17 protein-coding genes and 1 riboswitch are annotated in these 21,751 nt (G+C 73.4%); of the genes, 11 read left to right on the forward strand and 6 right to left on the reverse strand.

Translation table 11 applies throughout. From position 1 onward, the window contains the following. The first annotated feature begins 42 nt into the window (after positions 1-42). The 3 genes from ABD296_RS36890 to ABD296_RS36900 are packed head-to-tail and all read left to right on the forward strand — an operon-like array spanning position 43 to position 5,162. The gene (locus ABD296_RS36890) at positions 43-1,005 is read left to right on the forward strand and encodes an ABC transporter ATP-binding protein (RefSeq protein ID WP_344278459.1); all 963 of its coding nucleotides are present in this window, start codon (positions 43-45) and stop codon (positions 1,003-1,005) included. Next, complete coding sequence (locus tag ABD296_RS36895) at positions 1,002-2,366, forward strand: ABC transporter permease (RefSeq protein ID WP_344278462.1); 1,365 nt, start codon at positions 1,002-1,004, stop codon at positions 2,364-2,366. Before ABD296_RS36890 ends, ABD296_RS36895 begins: the two co-directional genes overlap by 4 nt. A gap of 3 nt (positions 2,367-2,369) precedes the next feature. After that, positions 2,370-5,162 (forward strand): bifunctional YncE family protein/alkaline phosphatase family protein, encoded by a 2,793-nt coding sequence (locus tag ABD296_RS36900; protein WP_344278465.1) that lies wholly within the window; start codon positions 2,370-2,372, stop codon positions 5,160-5,162. 82 nt (positions 5,163-5,244) lie between these two features. Here ABD296_RS36900 and ABD296_RS36905 read toward each other — a convergent pair whose 3' ends face one another. Continuing rightward, positions 5,245-6,186, reverse strand: a complete 942-nt coding sequence (locus ABD296_RS36905; protein ID WP_344278468.1) for an AraC family transcriptional regulator — start codon at positions 6,184-6,186, stop codon at positions 5,245-5,247. 91 nt (positions 6,187-6,277) lie between these two features. Between ABD296_RS36905 and ABD296_RS36910 the strand changes: the two genes are divergently transcribed. The 3 genes from ABD296_RS36910 (at position 6,278) to ABD296_RS36920 (ending at position 8,602) form a co-directional block, all read left to right on the forward strand. After that, the gene (locus tag ABD296_RS36910; RefSeq protein ID WP_344278471.1) at positions 6,278-7,138 is read left to right on the forward strand and encodes an NAD(P)H-binding protein; all 861 of its coding nucleotides are present in this window, start codon (positions 6,278-6,280) and stop codon (positions 7,136-7,138) included. Between the two features lie 29 nt (positions 7,139-7,167). Further along, on the forward strand, positions 7,168-7,671 hold the full coding sequence (locus tag ABD296_RS36915) for an anthrone oxygenase family protein (RefSeq protein ID WP_344278474.1): 504 nt from the start codon (positions 7,168-7,170) through the stop codon (positions 7,669-7,671). A 94-nt stretch (positions 7,672-7,765) separates the two neighbouring features. After that, the gene (locus ABD296_RS36920) at positions 7,766-8,602 is read left to right on the forward strand and encodes a metallophosphoesterase family protein (protein WP_344278477.1); all 837 of its coding nucleotides are present in this window, start codon (positions 7,766-7,768) and stop codon (positions 8,600-8,602) included. A gap of 4 nt (positions 8,603-8,606) precedes the next feature. On the opposite strand, the gene ABD296_RS36925 is transcribed toward ABD296_RS36920, so the two are convergent. Next, positions 8,607-9,209 (reverse strand): TetR/AcrR family transcriptional regulator, encoded by a 603-nt coding sequence (locus ABD296_RS36925; protein ID WP_344278480.1) that lies wholly within the window; start codon positions 9,207-9,209, stop codon positions 8,607-8,609. A 206-nt stretch (positions 9,210-9,415) separates the two neighbouring features. Continuing rightward, positions 9,416-11,140 carry a phosphomethylpyrimidine synthase ThiC gene (gene thiC / locus ABD296_RS36930; protein ID WP_344278483.1) on the reverse strand — a complete coding sequence of 575 codons (1,725 nt, stop codon included), beginning with the start codon at positions 11,138-11,140 and terminating at the stop codon, positions 9,416-9,418. Then, positions 11,136-11,249: riboswitch (TPP riboswitch) on the reverse strand. Its footprint overlaps the gene before it by 5 nt. 96 nt (positions 11,250-11,345) lie before the next feature. On the opposite strand from thiC, the gene tsaA reads away from it, so the two are divergent. From tsaA to ABD296_RS36945, 3 genes are all read left to right on the forward strand, one after another. Continuing rightward, entirely contained in the window at positions 11,346-11,768 is a 423-nt protein-coding gene (tsaA, locus tag ABD296_RS36935) for a tRNA (N6-threonylcarbamoyladenosine(37)-N6)-methyltransferase TrmO (protein WP_344278486.1), read from the forward strand. A gap of 92 nt (positions 11,769-11,860) precedes the next feature. Then, positions 11,861-13,237 (forward strand): NADP-specific glutamate dehydrogenase, encoded by a 1,377-nt coding sequence (gene gdhA, locus ABD296_RS36940; RefSeq protein ID WP_344278491.1) that lies wholly within the window; start codon positions 11,861-11,863, stop codon positions 13,235-13,237. An 82-nt stretch (positions 13,238-13,319) separates the two neighbouring features. Further along, positions 13,320-14,489 (forward strand): sensor histidine kinase, encoded by a 1,170-nt coding sequence (locus ABD296_RS36945; protein ID WP_344278509.1) that lies wholly within the window; start codon positions 13,320-13,322, stop codon positions 14,487-14,489. Here ABD296_RS36945 and ABD296_RS36950 read toward each other — a convergent pair. Further along, positions 14,476-15,009: an NUDIX hydrolase gene (locus ABD296_RS36950; protein WP_344278494.1), complete on the reverse strand. Its 534-nt coding sequence runs from the start codon at positions 15,007-15,009 to the stop codon at positions 14,476-14,478. The two genes, ABD296_RS36945 and ABD296_RS36950, sit on opposite strands and share 14 nt — an antisense overlap. 135 nt (positions 15,010-15,144) lie before the next feature. On the opposite strand from ABD296_RS36950, the gene ABD296_RS36955 reads away from it, so the two are divergent. Together ABD296_RS36955 and ABD296_RS36960 are read left to right on the forward strand one after the other, a co-directional pair. Then, complete coding sequence (locus tag ABD296_RS36955; protein ID WP_344278497.1) at positions 15,145-15,816, forward strand: CDP-alcohol phosphatidyltransferase family protein; 672 nt, start codon at positions 15,145-15,147, stop codon at positions 15,814-15,816. Continuing rightward, the gene (locus ABD296_RS36960) at positions 15,813-18,311 is read left to right on the forward strand and encodes a mannose-1-phosphate guanyltransferase (RefSeq protein ID WP_344278500.1); all 2,499 of its coding nucleotides are present in this window, start codon (positions 15,813-15,815) and stop codon (positions 18,309-18,311) included. Before ABD296_RS36955 ends, ABD296_RS36960 begins: the two co-directional genes overlap by 4 nt. A 25-nt stretch (positions 18,312-18,336) precedes the next feature. Here ABD296_RS36960 and ABD296_RS36965 read toward each other — a convergent pair whose 3' ends face one another. Together ABD296_RS36965 and ABD296_RS36970 are read right to left on the reverse strand one after the other, a co-directional pair. After that, on the reverse strand, positions 18,337-19,773 hold the full coding sequence (locus ABD296_RS36965; protein ID WP_344278503.1) for an aminotransferase class V-fold PLP-dependent enzyme: 1,437 nt from the start codon (positions 19,771-19,773) through the stop codon (positions 18,337-18,339). A gap of 86 nt (positions 19,774-19,859) precedes the next feature. Continuing rightward, positions 19,860-21,509, reverse strand: a complete 1,650-nt coding sequence (locus ABD296_RS36970) for an ABC transporter ATP-binding protein/permease (RefSeq protein WP_344278506.1) — start codon at positions 21,507-21,509, stop codon at positions 19,860-19,862. Between the last annotated feature and the right edge of the window lie 242 nt (positions 21,510-21,751).

Below are 21,751 nucleotides of genomic sequence, written 5' to 3' on the forward strand. Positions count from 1 at the left end.
GGTCCCTAAGTTCCTGCGGCGGCGTCGAAGTGGGGAAGTGGCATGCGGAGAGACAGGGCCGTCCGGGCTCGCGGCATCACCAAGTCGTTCGGCGCGGTCGTCGCGCTCGACGGCGTCGACCTGGAGGTCGAGAGGGGGCGGGTCCACGGCCTGGTCGGTCCGAACGGCACGGGGAAGACGACGCTGCTCGGCTTGCTGCTCGGCCTGGCAGTCGCAGACGGCGGCCGCCTGGAGATCCTGGGGGCGCCGGTCGGGCGGACGCTCGCCGTCCCCGACGGCGTCGCGGGCTTCGTGGACGGGCCCGGGCTCTACCCCTCGCTCACCGCGCGGCAGAACCTCTCCGCCCTCGCCGCACTGCGCGCGCACGGCTCGGCCGCCGGCATCGACGAGGCGCTGGAGCAGGTGGGGCTCACCGACGTCGCGGACGACCGGGTCCGGGGCTTCTCGCTGGGGATGCGCCAGCGGCTCGGGCTGGCCGCCGCGCTGCTCACCGAGCCGCGGCTCCTCGTCATCGACGAGCCGGCCAACGGCCTGGACCCCGCCGGCAAACGGCACGTGCACCGCGTCATCACCGAGCTGGCGGCGGGCGGGGCCGCGGTGGTCATGTCCAGCCATCGGATGGACGACCTCGCCGCGCTGTGCCCCGAGGTCACCATCCTGTCCACCGGACGGGTGGTGTTCTCCGGGCCGGTGAGCAAGCTCGCCGCCGAGAGCGGTGAGCTCGACTATCGGCTGCTGACCTCCGACCCGCCGGCCGCCCGCGAGGTGGCCTCCCGCACACCCGGCCTCCACACCGCGGACGGCGCCGGTGAGGCGCCGGACACCGGCGCCCTCGTCGTCCGCGGACCGGTGGAGGCCCTCGACGACCTGGTGGTGCGGCTGGTGGGGGCGGGCGTCGCGGTCCGCGAGCTGGCGCCCGTGGTGCCGCCGTTGGAAGCCGCGTTCCTGGCCCTGACCGGGAGCGGCGAGGAAACCGACCGCACCGGCGAAGGAGACCCCCGATGACCGCGACCGCCGCGCCCGCCGAGATCGAGGCACGGCCGGCCCCGTTGCGGCGCGCCTACCGGTTCGAGCTGGTCAAGCTGCTGTCCCAGTGGCGGATCCGGCTGCTGCTCGCGGCGTGCTGGATCGCCCCCGCCGCCTTCGTGGCCGCGGTGAGCCTGCAGAGCTCACTGCCCGCCGACACGGTCTTCGGCCGCTGGATGCACGCCTCCGGCTGGGCGGGATCGCTGGTGGTGCTGGGCTTCTCGTGCACCTGGGCGCTCCCGCTGCTGACGTCCCTGGCCGCCGGCGACGTCTTCGCCGCGGAGGACCGGCTGGGCACCTGGCGCCATCTGCTGGTCGCGGTCCGCTCCCCGCGGCGGATCTTCGTGGCGAAGGCCCTCGCCAGCCTCACCGTGATCCTGGTGATGGTCGCCGGGCTGGCCGCCTCGGGCATCGCCGGCGGTTTGGCCGCGGTCGGTGACGGGCCGTTCGCCGGACTGGACGGCCACATGCTGTCCTCCGGTGACGCGGCCACGACGGTCCTGCTCGCCTGGGCCTGCGCGCTGGTGCCGACGCTGGCGTTCGCGGCGGTCGGGCTGCTCGGCTCGGTGGCCCTCGGCCGCTCGCCGATGGGGCTGCTGATGCCCGCGCTCCTCGCCCTCGGGCTGCAGCTCGCGCAGATGCTCCCGCTGCCGGTGGCCGTACGGGTGGCCCTGCCGGGCGAGGCGTTCCTCGCCTGGCGTGGCCTGTTCACCGAGCCGGCCCAGACGCGCCCGCTGCTCATCGGCCTCGCGGTGAGCCTGGTCTGGGCCGTCGCCGCCACCGCGCTGGCCTACCGGCTCTTCCTGCGCAGGGACTTCACCGACCTGTCCTACGACGGGTCGGGGCGCCGCGTGGTCATGGCGGGGGTGCTGCCGCTGGCCGGGCTCGTCGTCCTCACGGTCGCGGCCGTCTCGTGGACGACTCCGGCGAGGGGGTCGGGGATCGAGCGGGCCAAGCTGCAGGACTCCCTCGCCACGTCGTACGCGCACCTGTACCGGCTGCAGACCCGCGAGCTGCACCGGCCCGCCGTCACCGAGGCGCAGCTGCGGGCCGCCGCGTCCTGCGACAAGGGCGGCGGCCGCGTCGCCGACGAGGGGCCGGGCAACGACTGGCGGTGCGTCGTGACGTGGCACCTGCCCGGCGTGGCCTCCGCCGGCACCGCCATCTACCAGCTCGACGTCACCGCGGACGGGCGGTACGTCGCCGACGGCGACGGGCCGAAGGAGGTGAACGGCTACTTCCAGGTGCGCACCTCCAGCGGGGATGCGCCCAACCCCCTGTGGCAGTTCGACGGCAACGTCGACCTGCTCGCCAGCCCCGCCAGTGCTCAGAAGGGTTAGTCCATGCAAGTCACACGTCGGCGCCGGAGCGCCGCGGAGACCCGCTCCGGGGTCTTCCGCATGCTCACCGGCCGCCGGGTCCGGGTCGTCGCGGCCGGAACCGCCGCTCTCGCCGTCACCGGCGGGGGCGTCGCGTTCGCCTCGACGCACGCGTTCGGCACCCACAAGGTCGGGGACACCACCGGCCTCGGCACGCTGCTGGCCAGCGACCAGTTCAACAAGCCGCTGGGCGACCGCCTGCTCGTCGACAACGGCAAGCTGCTCTCCTCCACCGTCAGCCCGGACGGCCGCCACCTCGCGGCCCTGACCACCGACCGGTCGATCGCCCTGACGATCGTCGACCTGAAGAGCTACAAGATCCTCCAGCAGGCGGGCACCTCCGCGGACGCGGATCTGAAGATCTCCAACAACAACGTCGGGCAGGAGGGGCCGACGTACTCCCCGGACGGCAAGACGCTCTGGATGCCGCAGATCAACGGCTTCAACCGCTTCCCGGTGAACGCCGACGGCACCGTCGGCGCCCCGACGTTCATCACGATCCCGAACGACGGCTCCAAGCACCCGCTGCCCGCGCAGGCGGTGTTCTCCGCCGACGGCGCCACCCTGTACGCCGCCGTCAACGGCCAGAACCGCGTCGTCGCCATGGACGCGGCCACCGGGACGATCAAGCAGAGCTGGAACGTTGGGAACGCTCCACGCGACCTGGCCCTGGCCGGCGGGAAGCTCTACGTCAGCAACGAGGGCGGGCGTCCCGCCAAAGACGGGGACCAGACGCTCAACTCCTACGGCACGCAGGTGCCCGCCGACCCGAAGACGGGCGCCGCCACCACCGGAACGGTGAGCGTCATCGACGTGGCCGACACGGGCGCCGCGGTCAAGTCCATCGACGTGGGCCTGCACCCGACCGCGCTGCACGCCGCGAACGGGGCGTTGTTCGTCGCGAACACCGGCAGCGACACCGTCTCCGTCGTCGACACCTCGAAGAACGCCGTCGTCCAGACCATCACCACCCAGCCGTGGCCGGGGGCCAAGGTCGGCTACGAGCCCGACGGGATCACCCTCACCGGCGACGGCCGCCTGCTGGTCACCCTCGGCCGCGCCAACGCGATCGCCGTCTACCGGTACAAGAGCCCCAAGGAGCCGGTCGGCTACGTCGGCCTGCTGCCGACGGACTACTTCCCCGAGAACGTCACGACCGTCGGCGGGCAGGTGGTCGTCACCAACCTGCGCGGCATCGGCGAGCGCGGCCCCACCCGCACCATCGACAAGGGCGCCGGCACGTCGCCGGCGACCGGCCACAACACCCACGACTCGACCGGCTCGCTGCTGCGGTTCAAGCTGCCGGACGACCGCCTCGTCCGGGCCTACACGGTTCGGGTCTTCCAGCAGAACGGCTGGGACGCCGCCTCGCTCGTCGGGTTGCGCACCGGGGGCCGGGCGCGGCCCGTGCCGGTCCCGGTCCGCCTCGGCGACCCGTCGACCATCAAGCACGTCTTCCTGCTCGTCAAGGAGAACCGCTCCTACGACCAGGTGTTCGGCGACGACAAGCGCGGCAACGGCGACCCGGCGCTCGCGCAGTTCGGCGAGAACGCGACGCCGAACCAGCACGCGCTGGCCAAGCAGTTCGGGCTCTACGACAACACCTACGACGTCGGCACCAACTCCGCCGAGGGCCACAACTGGCTGATGCAGTCCGACAACCCGGAGTACACCGAGTCGGGTGCGGGTCTGTACACGCGCAGCTACGACACCGAGGACGACGCCCTCGGCCACCAGCGCTCCGGCACCCTGTGGAGCGGTGTGCAGGCGGCCGGCGGCAGCGTCAAGAACTACGGCGAGTTCCTGCAGTTCGAGACGAAGCCGACCGGCGCGACGTGGCAGCAGTTCTACTGCGACGCCAAGAACATGGCGGCCACCGGCCAGAACACGACCATCAAGACCGACTCGTCGTCGCCGATCCCGTCGCTGAACGACGTCACGGCGCACGACTACCCGAAGTTCGACACCAACATCCCGGACATCTACCGGTACGAGATCTGGAAGCGGCACTTCGACGCGGAGGGCCCGGCCTCCCTCAACATGTTCTGGCTCTCCAGCGACCACACCGGAGGCGCGCCGAACCCGATCGCCCAGGTCGCCGACAACGACCTCGCGGTCGGCCGGATCGTCGACCACATCTCGCACAGCAAGTACTGGAAGGACAGCGCGATCTTCGTCATCGAGGACGACACCCAGGACGGTGTCGACCACGTCGACGGGGCGCGCGGCCCGGTGCAGGTCATCAGCCCCTACGCCAACCACGGCAAGGTCGACAGCCACTACTACTCGCAGATCACGGTGGTCCGCACCATCGAGCAGATCCTCGGGGTCCGGCCGATGAACCAGAAGGACAGCGCCGCCACACCGATGTTCACCGCCTTCACCGGGCGGCCCGACTACACCCCGTTCACCTCCGTCCAGAACCGGGTCCCGCTGACCTACGGGGTCAGCACCCCGCCGGCCTGCGGCGCCGACCCCGTCCCGACGACCAAGGCGTCGCTCGTCCCGGCCCAGTCGCCGACCCCGGCGGTGCCGGCGGGGGAGAAGGGCGTCGCGAAGCTGTGGGAGGCGTGGAACAAGCAGCAGCACCAGAACGACCAGAACCCGCAGCCCGACCGCGCCAACCCCGACCAGATGGACCACTACACGTGGTACCTGACCCACGGGTTCACCAAGCCGTACCCGGGTGAGAAGAAGATCCTCGCCCCGGCCGAGGTGCCCGGTCGCTACCTGCCGTCGCCGGACGCCGACGGCTGATCCGGACAGACACGCAGCACAGGCGGCCCGCCGGGAGATCCCGGCGGGCCGCCGCCCGTCCAGAGCCCCCGGCTCCGACGCGTCAGGCGGTGGCGGCGCCCGAGCGGTACTCCTGCGGGCTCATCCCGTGCTCCCGCTTGAACGCGGTGCTGAGCGCGAAGGCCGTGCCGTAGCCGACCTGCCGCGCGACGGCGTCGAGCGTGGCGTCGCTCTCCCGGAGCAGGTCGGCGGCCTGGGCCAGCCGGACGCCGGTCAGGTACGCCATCGGCGGCTCGCCGACCAGCTTGCCGAAGCGCTGCGCGAGCGCCGCCCGCGAGGCGCCGACCTTGGCGGCGAGGTCCGCGACCGTCCACGGATGCGCCAGGTCGTCGTGCAGCAGCCGCAGCGCGGGCCCCACGACCGGGTCGCCGTGCGCCCGGTACCAGCCCGGCTGCTCGGCCTCCGGACGGGAGAACCAGGCGCGCAGCGTCTGGATGAGCAGCAGGTCCAGCAGCCGGTCGAGCACGACCTCCTGGCCCGGCTCGTCCTTCACGATCTCCTCGTCGAGCAGCCCGACCAGCGGTGACCGCCAGGTGTCGCCGCGCACGACCGCCAGCGGCGGCAGCGCGGCCAGCAGCCGCTGCGTGACCGCGCCGCGCGTCTCGTAGGTGCCGACGAGCATCACCGCCTTGCCGTCCGGGTCGGTGCCCCAGGCGCGCACGCCGAGGTCCATCGCCTCCGACAGGCTCGTCCCGTCCGGGGTGGTGCAGATCTGTCCCGGGTGGATGACGACCTGCGGTTCGGTCGCCGGATCGTCCGCCACCACGTACGGGTCGGGGCCGCGGCAGATGACCAGGTCGCCGGCGCGCACGTGCAGGGGCGCGCCTTCGCCCGGCGTGATCCACGCCTCGTCGCGGACCATCGCCACGAGCGTCAGCGGCGCCTCGTCCTGGATCCGCACCGACCACGGCGGGTTCAGCATCGAGCGGATCATGAACGCTCCGCGTGCGCGGGGGCCGTCGAGGAGGTCGGTCAGAGCGTCCATGCCGATCAGCGTAAGGCGTGTGGACGCTCGCGTATGGGGGCGAGCTTCTCAACGATGTTGGACGGACGTGCCCGGCGGTTGACTCAAGGGCATGACGAACAGCAGCGCGAACACCCCGCGGACCATCAGCGACAACGGCCTCGTCCTCGTCCTCGGCGGCACCGGCAAGACCGGCCGGCGGGTCGTCGAGCGGCTGGAGGCCCTGGACGTCCCCGTGCGGATGGGCTCCCGGTCGGCCGACCCCGGTTTCGACTGGACCGACGAGACGACCTGGGCGCCCGTCCTGCGCGACGTCGAGGCGGTGTACCTGTCCTACTACCCCGACCTCGCCGCTCCCGGCGCGCCGGAGGCGATCCGCGCGTTCACGGCCGCGGCGGCGTCCGCCGGAGTGCGGCGGGTGGTGCTGTTGTCGGGACGCGGCGAGGAGGAGGCGCGGGCCTGCGAGCGGGTCGTCCAGGACTCGGGCCTGGAATGGACCGTCGTGCGGGCCGCCTGGTTCGCGCAGAACTTCAGCGAGGACTACCTGCTCGACCCCGTCCGCGCGGGAGAGGTCGTGCTGCCGGCCGGCGACGTGCCCGAGCCGTTCGCCGACGCCGACGACATCGCGGACGTGGCGGTCGCGGCCCTCACCCGCGACGGGCACGCCGGCGAGGTCTACGAGATCACCGGGCCCCGCGCGCTCACCTTCGCCGAGGCGGTCGGCGAGATCGGCCGCGCGGCGGGACGCGACATCGCCTACGTCCGGGTCGGCGCGGACGACTACGCGGCGGCGCTCAAGGAGCACGGCCTGCCCGATGAGGTCGTGAGCCTGCTGACCTACCTGTTCACCACCGTCCTGGACGGCCGCAACGCCGAGCCCGCCGACGGCGTGCGCCGCGCCCTCGGACGCGACGCCCGCGACTTCGCCGCCTATGCCCGCGAGACCGCCGCCACCGGCATCTGGAACGCCTGAACCGCACCCTCTAACGATCGGACGAACTGATGAAATTCTCTTTCGCGGCCGCTTCGGCCACCCTCTCCATCATCATGGCCGCCGGCATGGCCGGGACGTTCTTCGGATTCTCCACCGGCGTGATGCCGGGCCTGAACGGCTCGAAGCCGGCGTCGGCGATCGACGCCATGCAGACCATCAACCAGCGCATCCAGAACCCGCTGTTCGTCGGGATGTTCATGCTGCTGCCGGTGTTCGCGGCGGCGGCGGGCGTCCTGCTCATGACGATGGACCAGAAGGCCGCGGGCGTCCTGTTCCTCGCCGCGGCCGGCGTCTACGTCCTCGGCACCCTGTTCCCCAGCTTCGCGGTGAACATCCCGATGAACAACGACCTGGACGGCGTGCACATCCCCAAGCACGCGGCCGAGGCGGCGAAGATCTGGTCGGACTACTCCGGCCGCTGGACCGCCTGGAACACCGTCCGCGCCGTCTTCAGCTGGATCAGCCTCCTCGCGATGGGCGCCGGCGCCTACCTGTGGGGCAGGAACGGCTGATCCGGGGAGGAAGGTACGCCGGATCCCGCCGGCACCGCGGCCCGCGCTCGCCACCGAGCGCGGGCCGCGCCCGCTTTGCGCTTACGATCACGGGATGAGCGGTGTGTACGCGATCAGCGACCTGCACGTCGGGTTCCCCGAGAACCGCGCCTTCGTGGAGGCGCTGAAGCCGGAGGCGCCGGGCGACTGGCTGATCGTGGCCGGGGACGTCGCCGAGCGGTTCGCCGACGTCGAGTGGGCGCTGGGCGCGCTGGCCGCGCGGTGGGAACGCGTGCTCTGGGTCCCCGGCAACCACGAACTGTGGACGGTCAAGGACGACCCGGTGGCGCTGCGCGGCGAGGCCCGCTACCGGCGCCTGGTCGGCCTGTGCCGCGGTCTCGGCGTGCTGACGCCCGAGGACCCCTACCCGGTCTGGGACGGCGCGGACGGCCCGGTCACGGTCGCCCCGCTGTTCCTGCTCTACGACTACACGTTCCGGCCGGACGGCGCCCGCACCAAGGAGGAGGCGCTGGAGATCGCGCACGAGGCCGGGGTGGTCTGCACCGACGAGGTCTACCTGCACCCGGACCCGCTTCCCAGCCGGGACGCCTGGTGCGAGGCGCGGCTCGCCTACACCGAGGAACGCCTCTCGGCCCTCGCCCCCGGCACGCGGACCGTCCTGGTCAACCACTGGCCGCTCGTCCGCGAACCCACCCGCGTCCTCTGGTATCCGGAGTTCGCGCAGTGGTGCGGCACCGAGCGCACCGCCGGCTGGCACGCCCGGTTCGGGGCCGTCGCCGTCGTGTACGGGCACCTGCACATACCCCGGACGATCTGGACCGACGGCGTGCCCCACATCGAGGTGTCGGTCGGCTACCCGCGCGAATGGCGCCGGCACGGCGGCGAGCCCAAGGGCCCGCGCCGCGTCCTCCCCGTCCCGGCCCGGGACTGAGCCCTCAGCCGGACTCGCCCGGCGCGGCCTCCGCTGCACCGGGTGCGATCCCCGACGCGGCGAGGGCGAGCAGGCGGTCGGCGGCGCCCGGCTCCCGCTCAGAGGCCATCGCGATGCCGCCCGCGAGCTTCAGCACGTCCAGGAACGCCGCGCCAGTCGGCGCCGCGCCGGACTCCTGGGCGCGGACGAACAGTGCTTCGCCCGCGTCCCGCATCGCCCGGCACGGCCGGAACGCCTCCGGACGCTCGCCGCTCAGCGAGACCAGGACGGACGGGGCCGTCCCCCGGAACCGGGACACGGCGGCCACGAACTCGCCCAGCCACGCGATGAGCGCGCGCCCGGGGTCGGGTGCCTCCAGCAGCTCCCGGCCCCGGTCCGCGAGCGCGTCGTAGGCGTCGGCGAGCAGCGCCTCCAGGAGGTCCTGGCGGGTGGGGAAGTGGCGGTAGAGGGTCCCGACGCCGACACCCGCGAGCCGGGCGACCCCTTCGAGCGAAGCGCCCGCGCCGTCGCGCAGGAACATCTCGCGGGCGGCGGCGAGCAGCCGGGCGCGGTTGCGCCGGACGTCCGCGCGCGGCGCACGGGTGCGCGGCGTGTCGTCGCTGGTCACCTGGTTCCCCGGTCCTTCCCTGACGCATGCGGAGCCGCGGCGGGGAGGGGGCGGTCCGCGGTGTTGGAACGTTCCCCGAAGTCTAGTCGCAGCGCGGCGACGGTTCCGGGCAGGCGTCCGCGTCAGGAGGGCGGGCGGCCGGGGACCGCCGCGGAAACGCTCCGCGGCGGGCCCCGGCCGGGGCGATCACGGCGATCCGGGACCCGTCAGGACGCGCCGGGTGCCAGCGGCAGGTAGACCCGCCCGCCTGCGGCCCGGAACTCCCCGGCCTTCTCCCGCATCCCGGCGGTGAGCGCCTCGTCCTCGGCCAGGCCGTGCTCGTCGGCGTACCGGCGGACGTCCCGGGTGATCTTCATCGAGCAGAAGTGCGGCCCGCACATGGAGCAGAAGTGCGCGGTCTTCGCGGGCGCGGCCGGGAGCGTCGCGTCGTGGAACTCCCGCGCGGTGTCGGGGTCGAGCGACAGGTTGAACTGGTCGTCCCAGCGGAAGTCGAACCGCGCGTCCGACAGCGCGTCGTCCCACGCCTGCGCGCCCGGATGCCCCTTGGCCAGGTCGGCGGCGTGCGCGGCGATCTTGTAGGCGATCACGCCGGCCTTGACGTCGTCGCGGTCGGGCAGCCCGAGGTGCTCCTTCGGCGTGACGTAGCAGAGCATCGCGGTGCCGTGCCAGCCGATCATCGCGGCGCCGATCGCCGAGGTGATGTGGTCGTAGCCCGGTGCGATGTCGGTGGTCAGCGGCCCGAGCGTGTAGAACGGCGCGCCGTCGCACCACTCCTGCTGCAGGTCCACGTTCTCCTTGATCTTGTGCATCGGGACGTGGCCCGGGCCCTCGTTCATCACCTGGTTGCCGAACTCGGCCGCGATCTTCGTGAGCTCGCCCTGGGTGCGCAGCTCCGCGAACTGCGCCTCGTCGTTGGCGTCGGCGATGCAGCCCGGGCGCAGGCCGTCGCCGAGCGACCAGGTGACGTCGTAGGCGGCGAAGATCTCGCACAGCTCGCGGAAGTGGGTGTAGAGGAAGTTCTCCTCGTGGTGCGCCAGGCACCACGCCGCCATGATCGATCCGCCGCGCGAGACGATGCCGGTCTTGCGCCGCGCCGTCAGCGGCACGTAGGGCAGCAGCACGCCCGCGTGCACGGTCATGTAGTCGACGCCCTGCTCGGCCTGCTCGATCACGGTGTCGCGGAAGACCTCCCAGGTCAGCTCGGCCGGGTCGCCGCCGGCCTTCTCGACCGCCTGGTACAGCGGGACGGTCCCGACGGGCACCGGCGAGTTGCGCAGGATCCACTCGCGGGTGGTGTGGATGTCCCGGCCCGTCGACAGGTCCATGATCGTGTCGGCGCCCCAGCGGGTCGCCCACGTCATCTTCTCGACCTCGTCCTCGATCGAGGACGCCACCGCCGAGTTGCCGATGTTGGCGTTCACCTTCACCAGGAAGTTCCGGCCGATGATCATCGGCTCGATCTCGGGGTGGTTGACGTTCGCGGGCAGCACCGCCCGCCCGGCCGCCAGCTCGTCGCGGACGAACTCCGGCGCCACGCCCTCGCGCAGCGCCACGAACTCCATCTCGGCGGTGATCTCCCCGCGCCGCGCGTACGCGCGCTGGGTCACCGCGCCGCCGCTCGCCCGGCGCGGCCTGCGGGGGAGCAGCCCGTCGGACACGGGCGCGGAGCGGCGCCCGTCGTCCTCGGGGCGCGCCGGCCGGCCCTCGTACGGCTCGGTGTCGCCGCGTCCGGCGATCCACGCCTCCCGCAGCGCGGGCAGGCCCCTGCGGACGTCGGTCTCGTGCTCGGGGTCGGTGTACGGCCCGGACGTGTCGTACAGGACGACGGCGTCGCCGTTGGTCAGCGGCACCTCCCGCATGGGGACGCGCATCCCGGGCCGCGAGCCCGGGAGGTAGGTCTTGCGGGCAGCTGGAACCACGGATTCGGTCATGACGACTCGATCTCTCCCTACGCCGGCATTACCCGGTCAGGTTCATGCGGTCAGCGGCCGTCCCAGCCGCTATCTCAGCCCGGTTCGCCGGGCCCCCGCGATCTGTCGTGCTCGACGGTAGCCCGGCGCACCCCCGTTGCCGCAACCGCGGTCCCTGGGTTAGAACGCGCCCGCGCGGACGGCCTCCGGCTGGAAAGATCGGGGCATGCGCAACGTCCAGGGGGACTTCACCCTCACGCCGGTCGGGCACGTGTCGTCGGAGCTGAAGGACCGGGCCGAAGCGCCCAAACAGGGGACGGAGGGGGCGCCCGACGCGTGGCTGGTCTTCGAGCCGTCCTGCTCCGCCGCACTGGAGGGGCTGCGCGCCGGCGACCGGGTCATCGTGCTGACCTGGCTGCACCTGGCGCCGCGCGACGTGCTGCGCACCCGGCCGCGCGACGACCCGGCCAACCCGGAGACCGGCGTGTTCGCCACCCGCTCCCCGGCCCGCCCGAACCCGATCGGCCTGCACCCGGTGGAGATCCTCCAGGTCGTCGGCCGGCGGCTGCGCGTGCGCGGCCTGGAGGCGCTCGACGGCACCCCGGTGCTGGACGTCAAGCCCGTGATCGGGGACGTTCCAGGGCTTTGACCTGCCCGTGCGCGGGCGTCCTCCGGGCCACGGCCTAGAGTGGAACCGCATGATCACCAAGTCATGATCGCCGTGTGAGGAAGGAACGCCGCATGCCCGCAGCCCCCCGGACGCCGAGTGCGACCGCCCCGCAGACCGTCCTGGAGAGGATCTACGGGCGGGTCCTGGTGCGCGACCCGGGGGAGCCGGAGTTCCACCAGGCCGTCCACGAGGTGCTGGACTCGCTCGGGCCGGCGGTCGCGGCCCGCCCGGAGCTGGCCGGATCGGGGCTGCTGGAGCGGATCGTCGAGCCCGAGCGGCAGATCGTCTTCCGGGTGCCGTGGACGGACGACTCCGGCGCGGTGCACGTCAACCGGGGGTTCCGGGTCGAGTTCAACAGCGCGCTCGGCCCGTACAAGGGCGGGCTGCGCTTCCACCCGACCGTGAACCTCGGCATCGTGAAGTTCCTCGGCTTCGAGCAGATCTTCAAGAACGCGCTGACCGGGCTCGGCATCGGCGGCGGCAAGGGCGGCAGCGACTTCGACCCGCGCGGCCGCTCCGACGCCGAGGTGATGCGGTTCTGCCAGTCGTTCATGACCGAGCTGCAGCGCCACATCGGCGCGGACACCGACGTCCCGGCCGGGGACATCGGCGTCGGCGGCCGGGAGATCGGCTTCCTGTTCGGGCAGTACCGGCGGATCAGCAACCGCTGGGAGGCGGGCGTCCTGACCGGCAAGGGCCAGCCGTGGGGCGGCTCGGCGTGCCGCACGGAGGCGACCGGGTACGGCAACGTGCTGTTCACCGCCGAGATGCTCCGCAAGCGCGGCGAGGACCTCGACGGCCAGACCGTCACCGTGTCCGGATCCGGCAACGTCGCGATCTACAGCATCGAGAAGGCCCAGCAGCTCGGCGCGAACGTCATCACCGTCTCCGACTCGGGCGGCTACGTGGTCGACGAGAAGGGCATCGACCTCGACCTGCTCAAGCAGGTCAAGGAGGTCGAGCGGGGCCGCGTCTCCGACTACGCCGAGCGGCGCGGCGCGTCCGCCCGGTTCGTCCGGGGCGGCAGCGTGTGGGACGTGCCGGCCGACATCGCGCTGCCGTCCGCGACGCAGAACGAGCTCGACGCGCAGGCCGCGCGGGTGCTGGTCCGCAACGGCGTGAAGGCGGTCTCCGAGGGCGCCAACATGCCGGCCACGCCGGAGGCGGTCCACGTGCTGCAGGAGGCCGGCGTGGCGTTCGGGCCGGGCAAGGCCGCCAACGCCGGCGGCGTCGCGGTCAGCGCCCTGGAGATGCGGCAGAACGCGGGCCGGGAGATGTGGACGTTCCCGCAGGCCGAGGCGGAGCTGTCGGGGATCATGACGCGGATCCACAACACCTGCGACGAGACCGCCGAGCGCTACGGCGCGCCCGGGAACTACGTCATCGGCGCCAACATCGCCGGGTTCGAGCGCGTCGCCGAGGCGATGCTCGCCCAGGGCCTCATCTGACCCGCGTCGTTCGCCCCGCCGCACGCGTACGGGCCGGGTGCGCGGACGGCGCACCGTCGGGGAGGATGGGCCCGTGGTGACGATGCCCCGGTTCGGCCCGGCGACGCGAGACGCCCTGCTGGCGGCGGCGCTCGCGGTGGCGGCGCTCGCCGTGGCGGTGGCATGGCCCGGGGTGCGGGCGCTGGACGCCGCCGGCGCGTTCCTGCTGCTCGCCGCACACGCGCCCCTCGCGGTGATCAGGGGCCGTCCGACGACGGCGCTGATCGCCCTGGTCGTGCTGGTGCTGCCGTACCACCTGCTGCAGTACCAGCATCACGCGCTGGTCCCGGCCGAGGTGATCGCGCTGTTCGCCTACGCCGTCCTCGGACGCCGCGTGCGGATCGTCCTCGGCCTCGTCGCCTTCGTGCTGGCCGTGTGCGTGATCGGCATGGCGATGCGGGCGGGCGGCGCCTCCGTCCGCGAGCAGATCGCGGTGGTCGAGGCCGTGGTGTCGGTGGTGATCGCCGTGCAGGTCTGGCGGTCGCACCGGGCCCGGGTGGCGACGATCACCGAGCGGGCCGAGCGCGCCGAGCGCACCCGCGAGGAGGAGGCGCGCCGCCGGGTCGCCGAGGAGCGCCTGCGGATCGCCCGCGACCTGCACGACCTGCTCGCGCACAGCATCACCGTGATCGGCGTGCAGGCGGGCGCCGCCGCGCACCTGGTCGCGGGCGACCGGCCGGTGGAGCGCGCGGAGCTGGCCGAGGTCCTGAACGCGATCGCGGCGACCTGCCGGGAGGCCCGCACCGAGCTGCGCGGCACCCTGCAGGTGCTGCGCGGCACCGACGTCGGCGGGCCCGCCGTGCTGCCCGGCCCGGACGCCATCGCCGGCCTGGCGGAGGCGGCCCGGTCGGCCGGCCTGGAGGTGGCGCTGAGCGCCGACGGCGCCGGGGCGGCGCCGCCGGAGGCCGGCGTCGCCGCGTACCGGATCGTGCAGGAGGCCCTGACCAACGTTGTCAAACACGCCGCCGCGAGCCGCGTCACGGTGACGCTCGCGCGGGAGGACCGGGGCCTCGTCGTGCGGGTCGCCGACGACGGCCGCGGCCCCTCCGGCGCGGGGCCGGAGGGGTTCGGGATCCTCGGGATGATCGAGCGGGCGCGCAGCGTCGGCGGGACCCTGGACGCGGGTCCGGGGGAGGGCGGCGGGTTCGCCGTCACCGCCGTCCTGCCGTTCGCGGGTGTCCGGTCCGGCGCCGAGCCGGTCACCCCGGGCTGACCGACCGGGCGTACAGGAAGAGCAGGCCCGACAGGGTCGCGCCGGAACCGATCTCGCCGCGCGCCGCCAGGTCCGGGACCGACGCCAGCGGCACCCACTCGATCCGCTCCGCTTCCACGTCGGTGGGCTCGCCGATACGTTCGGCGCCGTCCGCCCGGTAGACGTGATGGATCCCGTCGTGCAGCCCCGGCGAGGGCCGTACGGCCAGCACGTGCTCCAGCGGCCCGGCGCGGTACCCGGTCTCCTCGACCAGCTCGCGCGCCGCCGACTCCGCCGGGTCCTCGCCGTCCTCCACCCGGCCGCCCGGGATCTCCCAGCCCCAGGCGCCGGTGATGAACCGGTGCCGCCAGATCAGCAGCACGCGGCCCGCACCGTCGAGCGCCGCCACGCCCGCCGCCGGCCGCACTCGCACGAGATGATGGTCGAAGCGCCGCCCGTCCGGCAGTTCCACGTCGGCCAATCGCACGTCCATCCAGGGGCTGTCGTAGATCGTTCTCTCGCCGTGCACCGTCCATCGCATGGCCGGACGCTATCGGGGGCTTTCAAACCCTTACCGGTAGGGTCAGGATCAAGGGGACGGCGCGACCTCCGGGGGCGGACCCCCGGACCCCAGGGCCATCGCCCGAAGGGCGCTGTCAGGGAGGGGAGCGCAGCGGTGAGCACTGAGGCCGGCACGGCGGCCGAGGCGGCGGGGAACCGGATCTTCACGGTGCCGAACCTGCTCAGCATGGCGCGGCTGGTCGGCGTCCCGTTCTTCCTGTGGCTGGTGCTGGTCGAGCAGGACTGGTGGGCGCTCGGGCTGCTGGTGTTCGCCGGCCTGTCGGACTGGCTGGACGGCAAGCTCGCGCGGGCGCTGAACCAGACCAGCAAGCTCGGCATGGTGCTGGACCCGGCCGCCGACCGGCTGTACATCTTCGCGACCCTGGTCGGCCTGACGATCCGCGACATCATCCCGCTGTGGCTGCTGGTCGCCCTCGTCGCGCGCGAACTGGCGATCGTGCCGATCGCGCCGATCGTGCGGCGGCTCGGGTACGGCGGGACGCTCCCCGTGCACTTCATCGGCAAGACGGGCACATTGTGCCTGCTGTACGCCTTCCCGCTGCTGCTGCTGGGCGACCATGACGGGGCGGCGGGCACCACGGCGAAGGTGATCGGGTGGTCCTTCGCCATCTGGGGGACGGCGCTGTACTGGTGGGCGGCCGTCCTGTACTGGGCGCAGACGCGGCAACTGGTGCTGGCCGGCCGCGGCGCGCCACCCGACGGCGCGCCCGGTCCGGGCGCGCGGCCCCCGGCCGGCGAGCAGAAGGGAGCTGAGACCCCCCGATGAAGGCCGTCGTGATGGCGGGTGGCGAGGGGACGCGGCTGCGTCCGATGACCGCCAACCAGCCCAAGCCGCTGCTGCCGCTCGTCAACCGGCCGATCATGGAGCATGTGCTGCGGCTGCTGAAGCGGCACGGGTTCAGCGAGACCGTCGTCACGGTGCAGTTCCTGGCGGCGCTGATCCGCAACTACTTCGGCGACGGCGAGGAGCTCGGCATGTCGCTGAGCTACGCCACCGAGGAGGTGCCCCTCGGCACCGCGGGCAGTGTGAAGAACGCCGAGGCCGCGCTGCGCGACGACCGGTTCCTGGTGATCTCCGGGGACGCGCTGACCGACATCGACCTGACCGACATGGTGCGCTTCCACGAGCGCAACGGCGCCCTGGTCACCATCGGCCTCAAGCGGGTGCCGAACCCGCTGGAGTTCGGGATCATCATCGTGGACGACGAGGGCCGCGTGCAGCGGTTCCTGGAGAAGCCGACGTGGGGGCAGGTGTTCTCCGACACCGTCAACACCGGCATCTACGTGATGGAGCCCGAGGTGCTCGACCACGTCGCGGCGGGCGAGTCCGTCGACTGGTCCGGCGACGTGTTCCCCAAGCTGCTGGCCGAGGGCGCGCCCCTGTTCGGGTACGTCGCCGACTGCTACTGGGAGGACGTCGGCACCCACGAGAGCTACCTGAAGGCGCAGGCCGACATGCTGTCGGGACAGGTCGGCATCGAGCTGGACGGGTTCGAGATGTCGCCGGGCGTGTGGGTCGCCGAGGGCGCCGAGGTCGACGCGGAGGCCGTCCTGAAGGGCCCGCTGTACATCGGCGACTACGCGAAGGTCGAGGCGGGTGTCGAGCTGCGCGAGTACACCGTGCTCGGCAGCAACGTCGTGGTGAAGGAGGGCGCGTTCCTGCACCGCGCGATCGTCCACGACAACGTGTTCGTCGCGCCGTCGACGAACCTGCGCGGCTGCGTCGTCGGCAAGAACACCGACATCATGGCGGGCGCCCGCGTCGAGGAGGGCGCGATCGTCGGGGACGAGTGCGTCATCGAGGCGGAGGCGTACGTCTCCAGCGGCGTGAAGGTGTACCCGTTCAAGACGATCGAGGCGGGCGCCGTCGTCAACACCAGCGTGATCTGGGAGTCGCGCGGGCAGCGCAACCTGTTCGGCCCGCGCGGGGTCTCCGGGCTGGTCAACGTGGAGATCACGCCGGAGCTGGCGGTGCGGCTGGCCAGCGCGTACGCGACGACGCTGAAGAAGGGCACCACGGTCGTCACCGGACGCGACGTCTCGCGCGCCGCCCGCACGCTCAAGCGCGCGGTGATCAGCGCGCTCACCGCCAGCGCGATCAACGTGCAGGACCTGGAGGCGACGCCGCTGACCGTCGCCCGGTTCGAGACCGGCCGGGAGGACTGCGCGGGCGGCATCTACATCCGCACCACGCTCGGCGACCCGCAGGGCGTCGACATCCTGTTCCTCGACCCCGACGGCGCGGACCTCTCGCAGGCCGCGCAGCGCAAGCTGGAGCGGGTGTTCGGGCGGCAGGAGTACCGGCGCGCGTTCCCCGGCGAGATCGCGGAGCTGACCTACCCGCCGCGCGTGGTGGAGACCTACACCCGCGACCTGCTGCGCCGCATCGACATCAGCGGCGTCCGCGACGCCGGGCTGAAGATCGTGCTCGACTGCGCCGGCGGCGTCGCGTCGCTGGTGCTGCCGAGCCTGCTCGGCCGCGTCGGGGTGGAGGTGCTGACCCGCAACAACGCGCTGGACGAGGCGAACCCGACCGAGACGCTCCCCGAGCGGATGCGCGACCTGGAGCGGCTCGGCGCGCTGGTGTCGTCGTCGCGGGCCGCGTTCGGCGTCCGGTTCGATCCGGTCGGCGAGCGGATCTCGCTGGTGGACGAGAACGGCGAGATGGTCGCCGACGACCGGGCGCTGCTGGTCATGCTGGACCTGGTCGCCGCCGAGCGGCGCGGCGGGCGCGTCGCCCTGCCGGTGACCACGACGCGGGTGGCCGAGCAGGTCTGCCGGTTCCACGGCGTCCAGGTGGAGTGGACGTCCACCTCGCAGGACGTGCTCACCAAGGCCGCGGCCCGGCCCGACGTGGTCTTCGCCGGCGACGGCCGGGGCGGGTTCGTGATGCCGGAGTTCAGCGGCACGGTGGACGGGATCGCGGCGTTCGTCCGGCTGGTCGGGCTCGTGGCGCGGACGCGGCTGACGCTGTCGCAGATCGACCGGCGGATCCCCGTCGCGCACCTGCTGCGGCGGTCCGTCCCGACGCCGTGGGCGGCCAAGGGCAGCGTCATGCGGCACGTCGTGGAGGCCGCCGGGAGCCGCACCCTCGACACCACCGACGGGGTCCGCGTGGTGGAGGACGACGGCGGATGGGTGCTCGTGCTGCCCGATCCGGCGGAGGCCGTCACGCATCTGTGGGCCGAGGGGCCGGACGCCGACGCCGCGCAGGAACTGCTGGAGGAGTGGGCCGTCGTGGTGGAACGCGCGGGCTCGTAGGAAGACGCGCGGGCGCGCGGGCGGGTCAGCAGCGCTCGCGCGGCTTCAGGCCCGTGGCGTCGGGCTCCCGGTCGCCGTAGGCCTCCGCCAGGAAGGTGACGAGCCGCTCGACGTCCGCGGCGTTGGACACCAGGCCGAGCGAGGCCCGGACGGCGCCGCCGCTCGGCAGGTGCAGCAGGTCGAGGTACTCGTCGAGGTTCTGCATGCCGCCGCGCAGCGTCCTGCGGTCGCGCAGCGCGCGCTCGGATATGCGGAAGGCGCCCTCCCCGGCGCCCGGGTTGCAGAAGCAGCCGGTGCGGACGGAGATCCCGGCGGCGGCCGTGTCGCGGGCGATGATCCGCTCGTCCACGATCCGGCCCCGCCGGTCGAGCACGTTGAACGCGACGGTGCCGCCGCGCCGGTCCGTGCCGGCGGGGCCGTACACGCGGATCATGGGGGAGCCGCCGGCGTGCCGCAGCCCGGCGAGGCGGTGCAGGAGCCAGGAGGTGAGGCGGGCGACCCGGCGGTGGATCAGGTCGACGCCGATGTCCTCGATCCAGCGGATGCCGAACTCCACGTCCGGGATCGACAGGAAGTTCAGGGTGCCGTCCTCGAACGCGGTCTCGTCGCCGGCCGGGACGTGCCAGCCGCCGAGCGCGCTCACCGCCTGGATCGTCCCGCCCGAGAACCAGGGGCGGCGCAGCCGGGCGAGCGCCGCGCGCCGCGCGACCAGGGCCCCGACGCCGGTCGGGTAGCCGAACACCTTGTACCAGCTGACCGGCACGAAGTCGGGCCGCGTCCGGCTCAGGTCGAGGCGGTTGGCGGGGACGAACGCCGCCGCGTCCAGCAGCACGTCGTACCCGCGTGCGTGCGCGAGGTCGACCCACTCCAGGGGATGCTGGACGCCGGTGAAGTTGCTCTGCGCCGGGTAGACGAGCAGGCCGCGCCGACGGACGAGCGCGGCGCGCACATCGTCGCCGGGAACGCGCAGCTCCGGCCCGCGGACGGGCAGGTGGACGACCCGGGCGCCGCGCGCCCGGGCGAACTCGCGGATCCCGTTCACCGAGTTGTGGTTGTCGCCGGTGAGCACCAGCCGGGTCCCGCGCCGGAACGGGTACGCCTCGCCGACCAGGCGGCAGGCGCCCGTCGCGTTCGGCGTGAAGATCACCGCGTACTCGCCGGGCGAGGCGTTGAAGAAGCCCAGGACCGCCGCGCGCGCCCGCTCGACCAGCACGGTCGACGCGCTGGAGGTCGGGTTCTCCGAATGGGGGTTGCCGTAGCAGTGCCCGGCGAGCCGCGCGGCGTGCGCGCGGATCTGCGCGTCGGCCGCCACGCCGGCCCCCGTGTAGTCCAGGTAGGCCTGGCCGTCCGCGTCGAGGTGGCGGTACTCGGCGGCCCGCAGCTCGTCCAGCCGGCGGGTCGAGGCGTACGCGGCGTCGGTGGCGGGCGTCGTCCCCGCCCAGGATTCGATTGAAGCGGACATTCGTGCACCCCCGAGTACAAAGCCGCACCCCTCTCCAGAACGGTCCAAAATCGGAGAAGGGACAGCAAGGGGGCGTTATGGCCTTTTCAGGACGGTGCGTCCGAGTTTGGGGAGGTTCTGTCCGCCGGACGGGGTGGGAACCCGGGGGAGGTCCGGGTGCGGCGGGCGAGGACCGCGGCCGTCCCCGCGAGGAACAGCGCCGCGAAACCCGCCAGGACCGCCCAGTCGGCCGCCACGGCCCGCGAGAACGTGCCGCCGTAGGAGGCCAGCAGCGGCGGTCCCAGCGGCGAGCGGCCCGACCCCCACAGCCGCTCGACGCCCAGGCTGTGCCCGAGCCCCTCGAACGCCCACCGGTTCGACATCGCGTAGCTCAGCCACCGTCCCGGCGCCGCCATCACCGGGACGGGCAGGATCGCGCCGACGAACAGCACCTGCGGGAAGCACAGCATCGGCAGCGCCATCGTCGCCTGCGCCGGGTCGGTCACCGCGGCCGACACCAGCAGGCCCAGCGCCAGCGCCGCCACCGAGCACAGCAGCAGCGTGACGAACAGCTCCCCGTACGTCGCCCAGCCCATCGCCGGCAGGCGGTCGAGTCCCCGCAGCACGCCGAGCATCAGCGCGTCCACCACCGCCAGGAGGGGCAGCAGGACGGCGGCCTTCGCCAGCACGTACGGCCCGATCCGCAGGCCGGTGAGCCGTTCCCGGCGCAGCACGGGCAGCTCGGTGCAGATCTGCAGCAGGCCGTAGGTCAGCCCGAAGAAGAACCCGCCGAAGGCGATCCAGAAGAGGATCATCACGGTCGCCCCCGGGCTCGGCGACTCCGGCGCGAACGCGCCCGGCCGGAACAGCACCGCGAACATCGCCAGCACCATGACCGGCGACCCGGCCAGCACCGCGAGGGTGAGCCGGTTGCGGGTCAGCAGGTCGAGATTGCGCCGCGTCAGCAGCGTCCACTGCCGCACCGCGCCGATCCGGGATCCGGCCGCCGGCCCGGTCCCGCCGGAGCGGCGGAAGCGGTCCTCCCAGCCGGGCGACGCGACGCCGGCGAGCCGCAGGTAGATGTCGTCGACCGCGCCGGCCCCGAACTCCTCCAGCGCCTCGTCCGGGGAGCCGTAGAAGGCCAGCCGCCCGTCCGGCGCCAGCACCGCCACCCGGTCGCAGACCCCGACGTCCGGCGGGTGGTGCGTGGTCATGACGACGGTCGTGCCCGCGTCGGCGAGCCCGCGCAGCAGCCGCATGAGGTCGGCCGCCGAGGCCGGGTCGAGGCCCGACGTCGGCTCATCGAGGAAGAACACCCGCGGCCGCGTCAGCAGCTCCACCGCGATGCTCGCCCGCTTGCGCTCCCCGCCGCTCAGGCTCCCGACGCGCTGCCCCGCCCGCCCGGTGAGGGCCAGGTCGTCCAGCACGCCGTCCACGGCCCTCTCGGCGTCCGCCGGGGCCGTCCCCGCGGGCAGCCTCAGGCCCGCCGCGTACAGCAGCGTGCGCCGCAGGGGGAGATCCTTGTGGACGATGTCGTCCTGCGGCACGTATCCGAGCGAGCCGGAGGCGCCGTCGTACCGCACCTCGCCCTCGGCGGGCGGCCGCACCCCGGCGATCGCGTCCAGCAGCGTCGTCTTGCCGGACCCGCTGCCGCCGATGATCGCCACCAGCTCCCCGGCGCCGATGCTCAGCGACACGTCCCGCAGCGTGCGGCGCCCGCCGTCCACCCGCTGCCCGACCTCGCGCACCTCGATCACGCCACGCCCCCATCCGCTCCGGGGGGCGCGCCCGCCCCCAGACGAAGATGAACGACGCCGGAGCCCGCGTCCAGAGGCGGACCCGCCCGGTGGACGGAGACGGCTCAGTCGACGGAGACGTCGTCGGGCGTGCCGCTCGCGATCTCCGCCAGGACGTCCAGGGCCCGGGCCAGGACGTCCTGCGGCGGCGAGGCCAGGCCGAACCGGACCGCCCGCGGCGCGGCGGCGCCGCCCACCACGAA

It is taken from the genome of Actinomadura napierensis (assembly GCF_039529375.1).
GTDB lineage: Bacteria > Actinomycetota > Actinomycetes > Streptosporangiales > Streptosporangiaceae > Spirillospora > Spirillospora napierensis.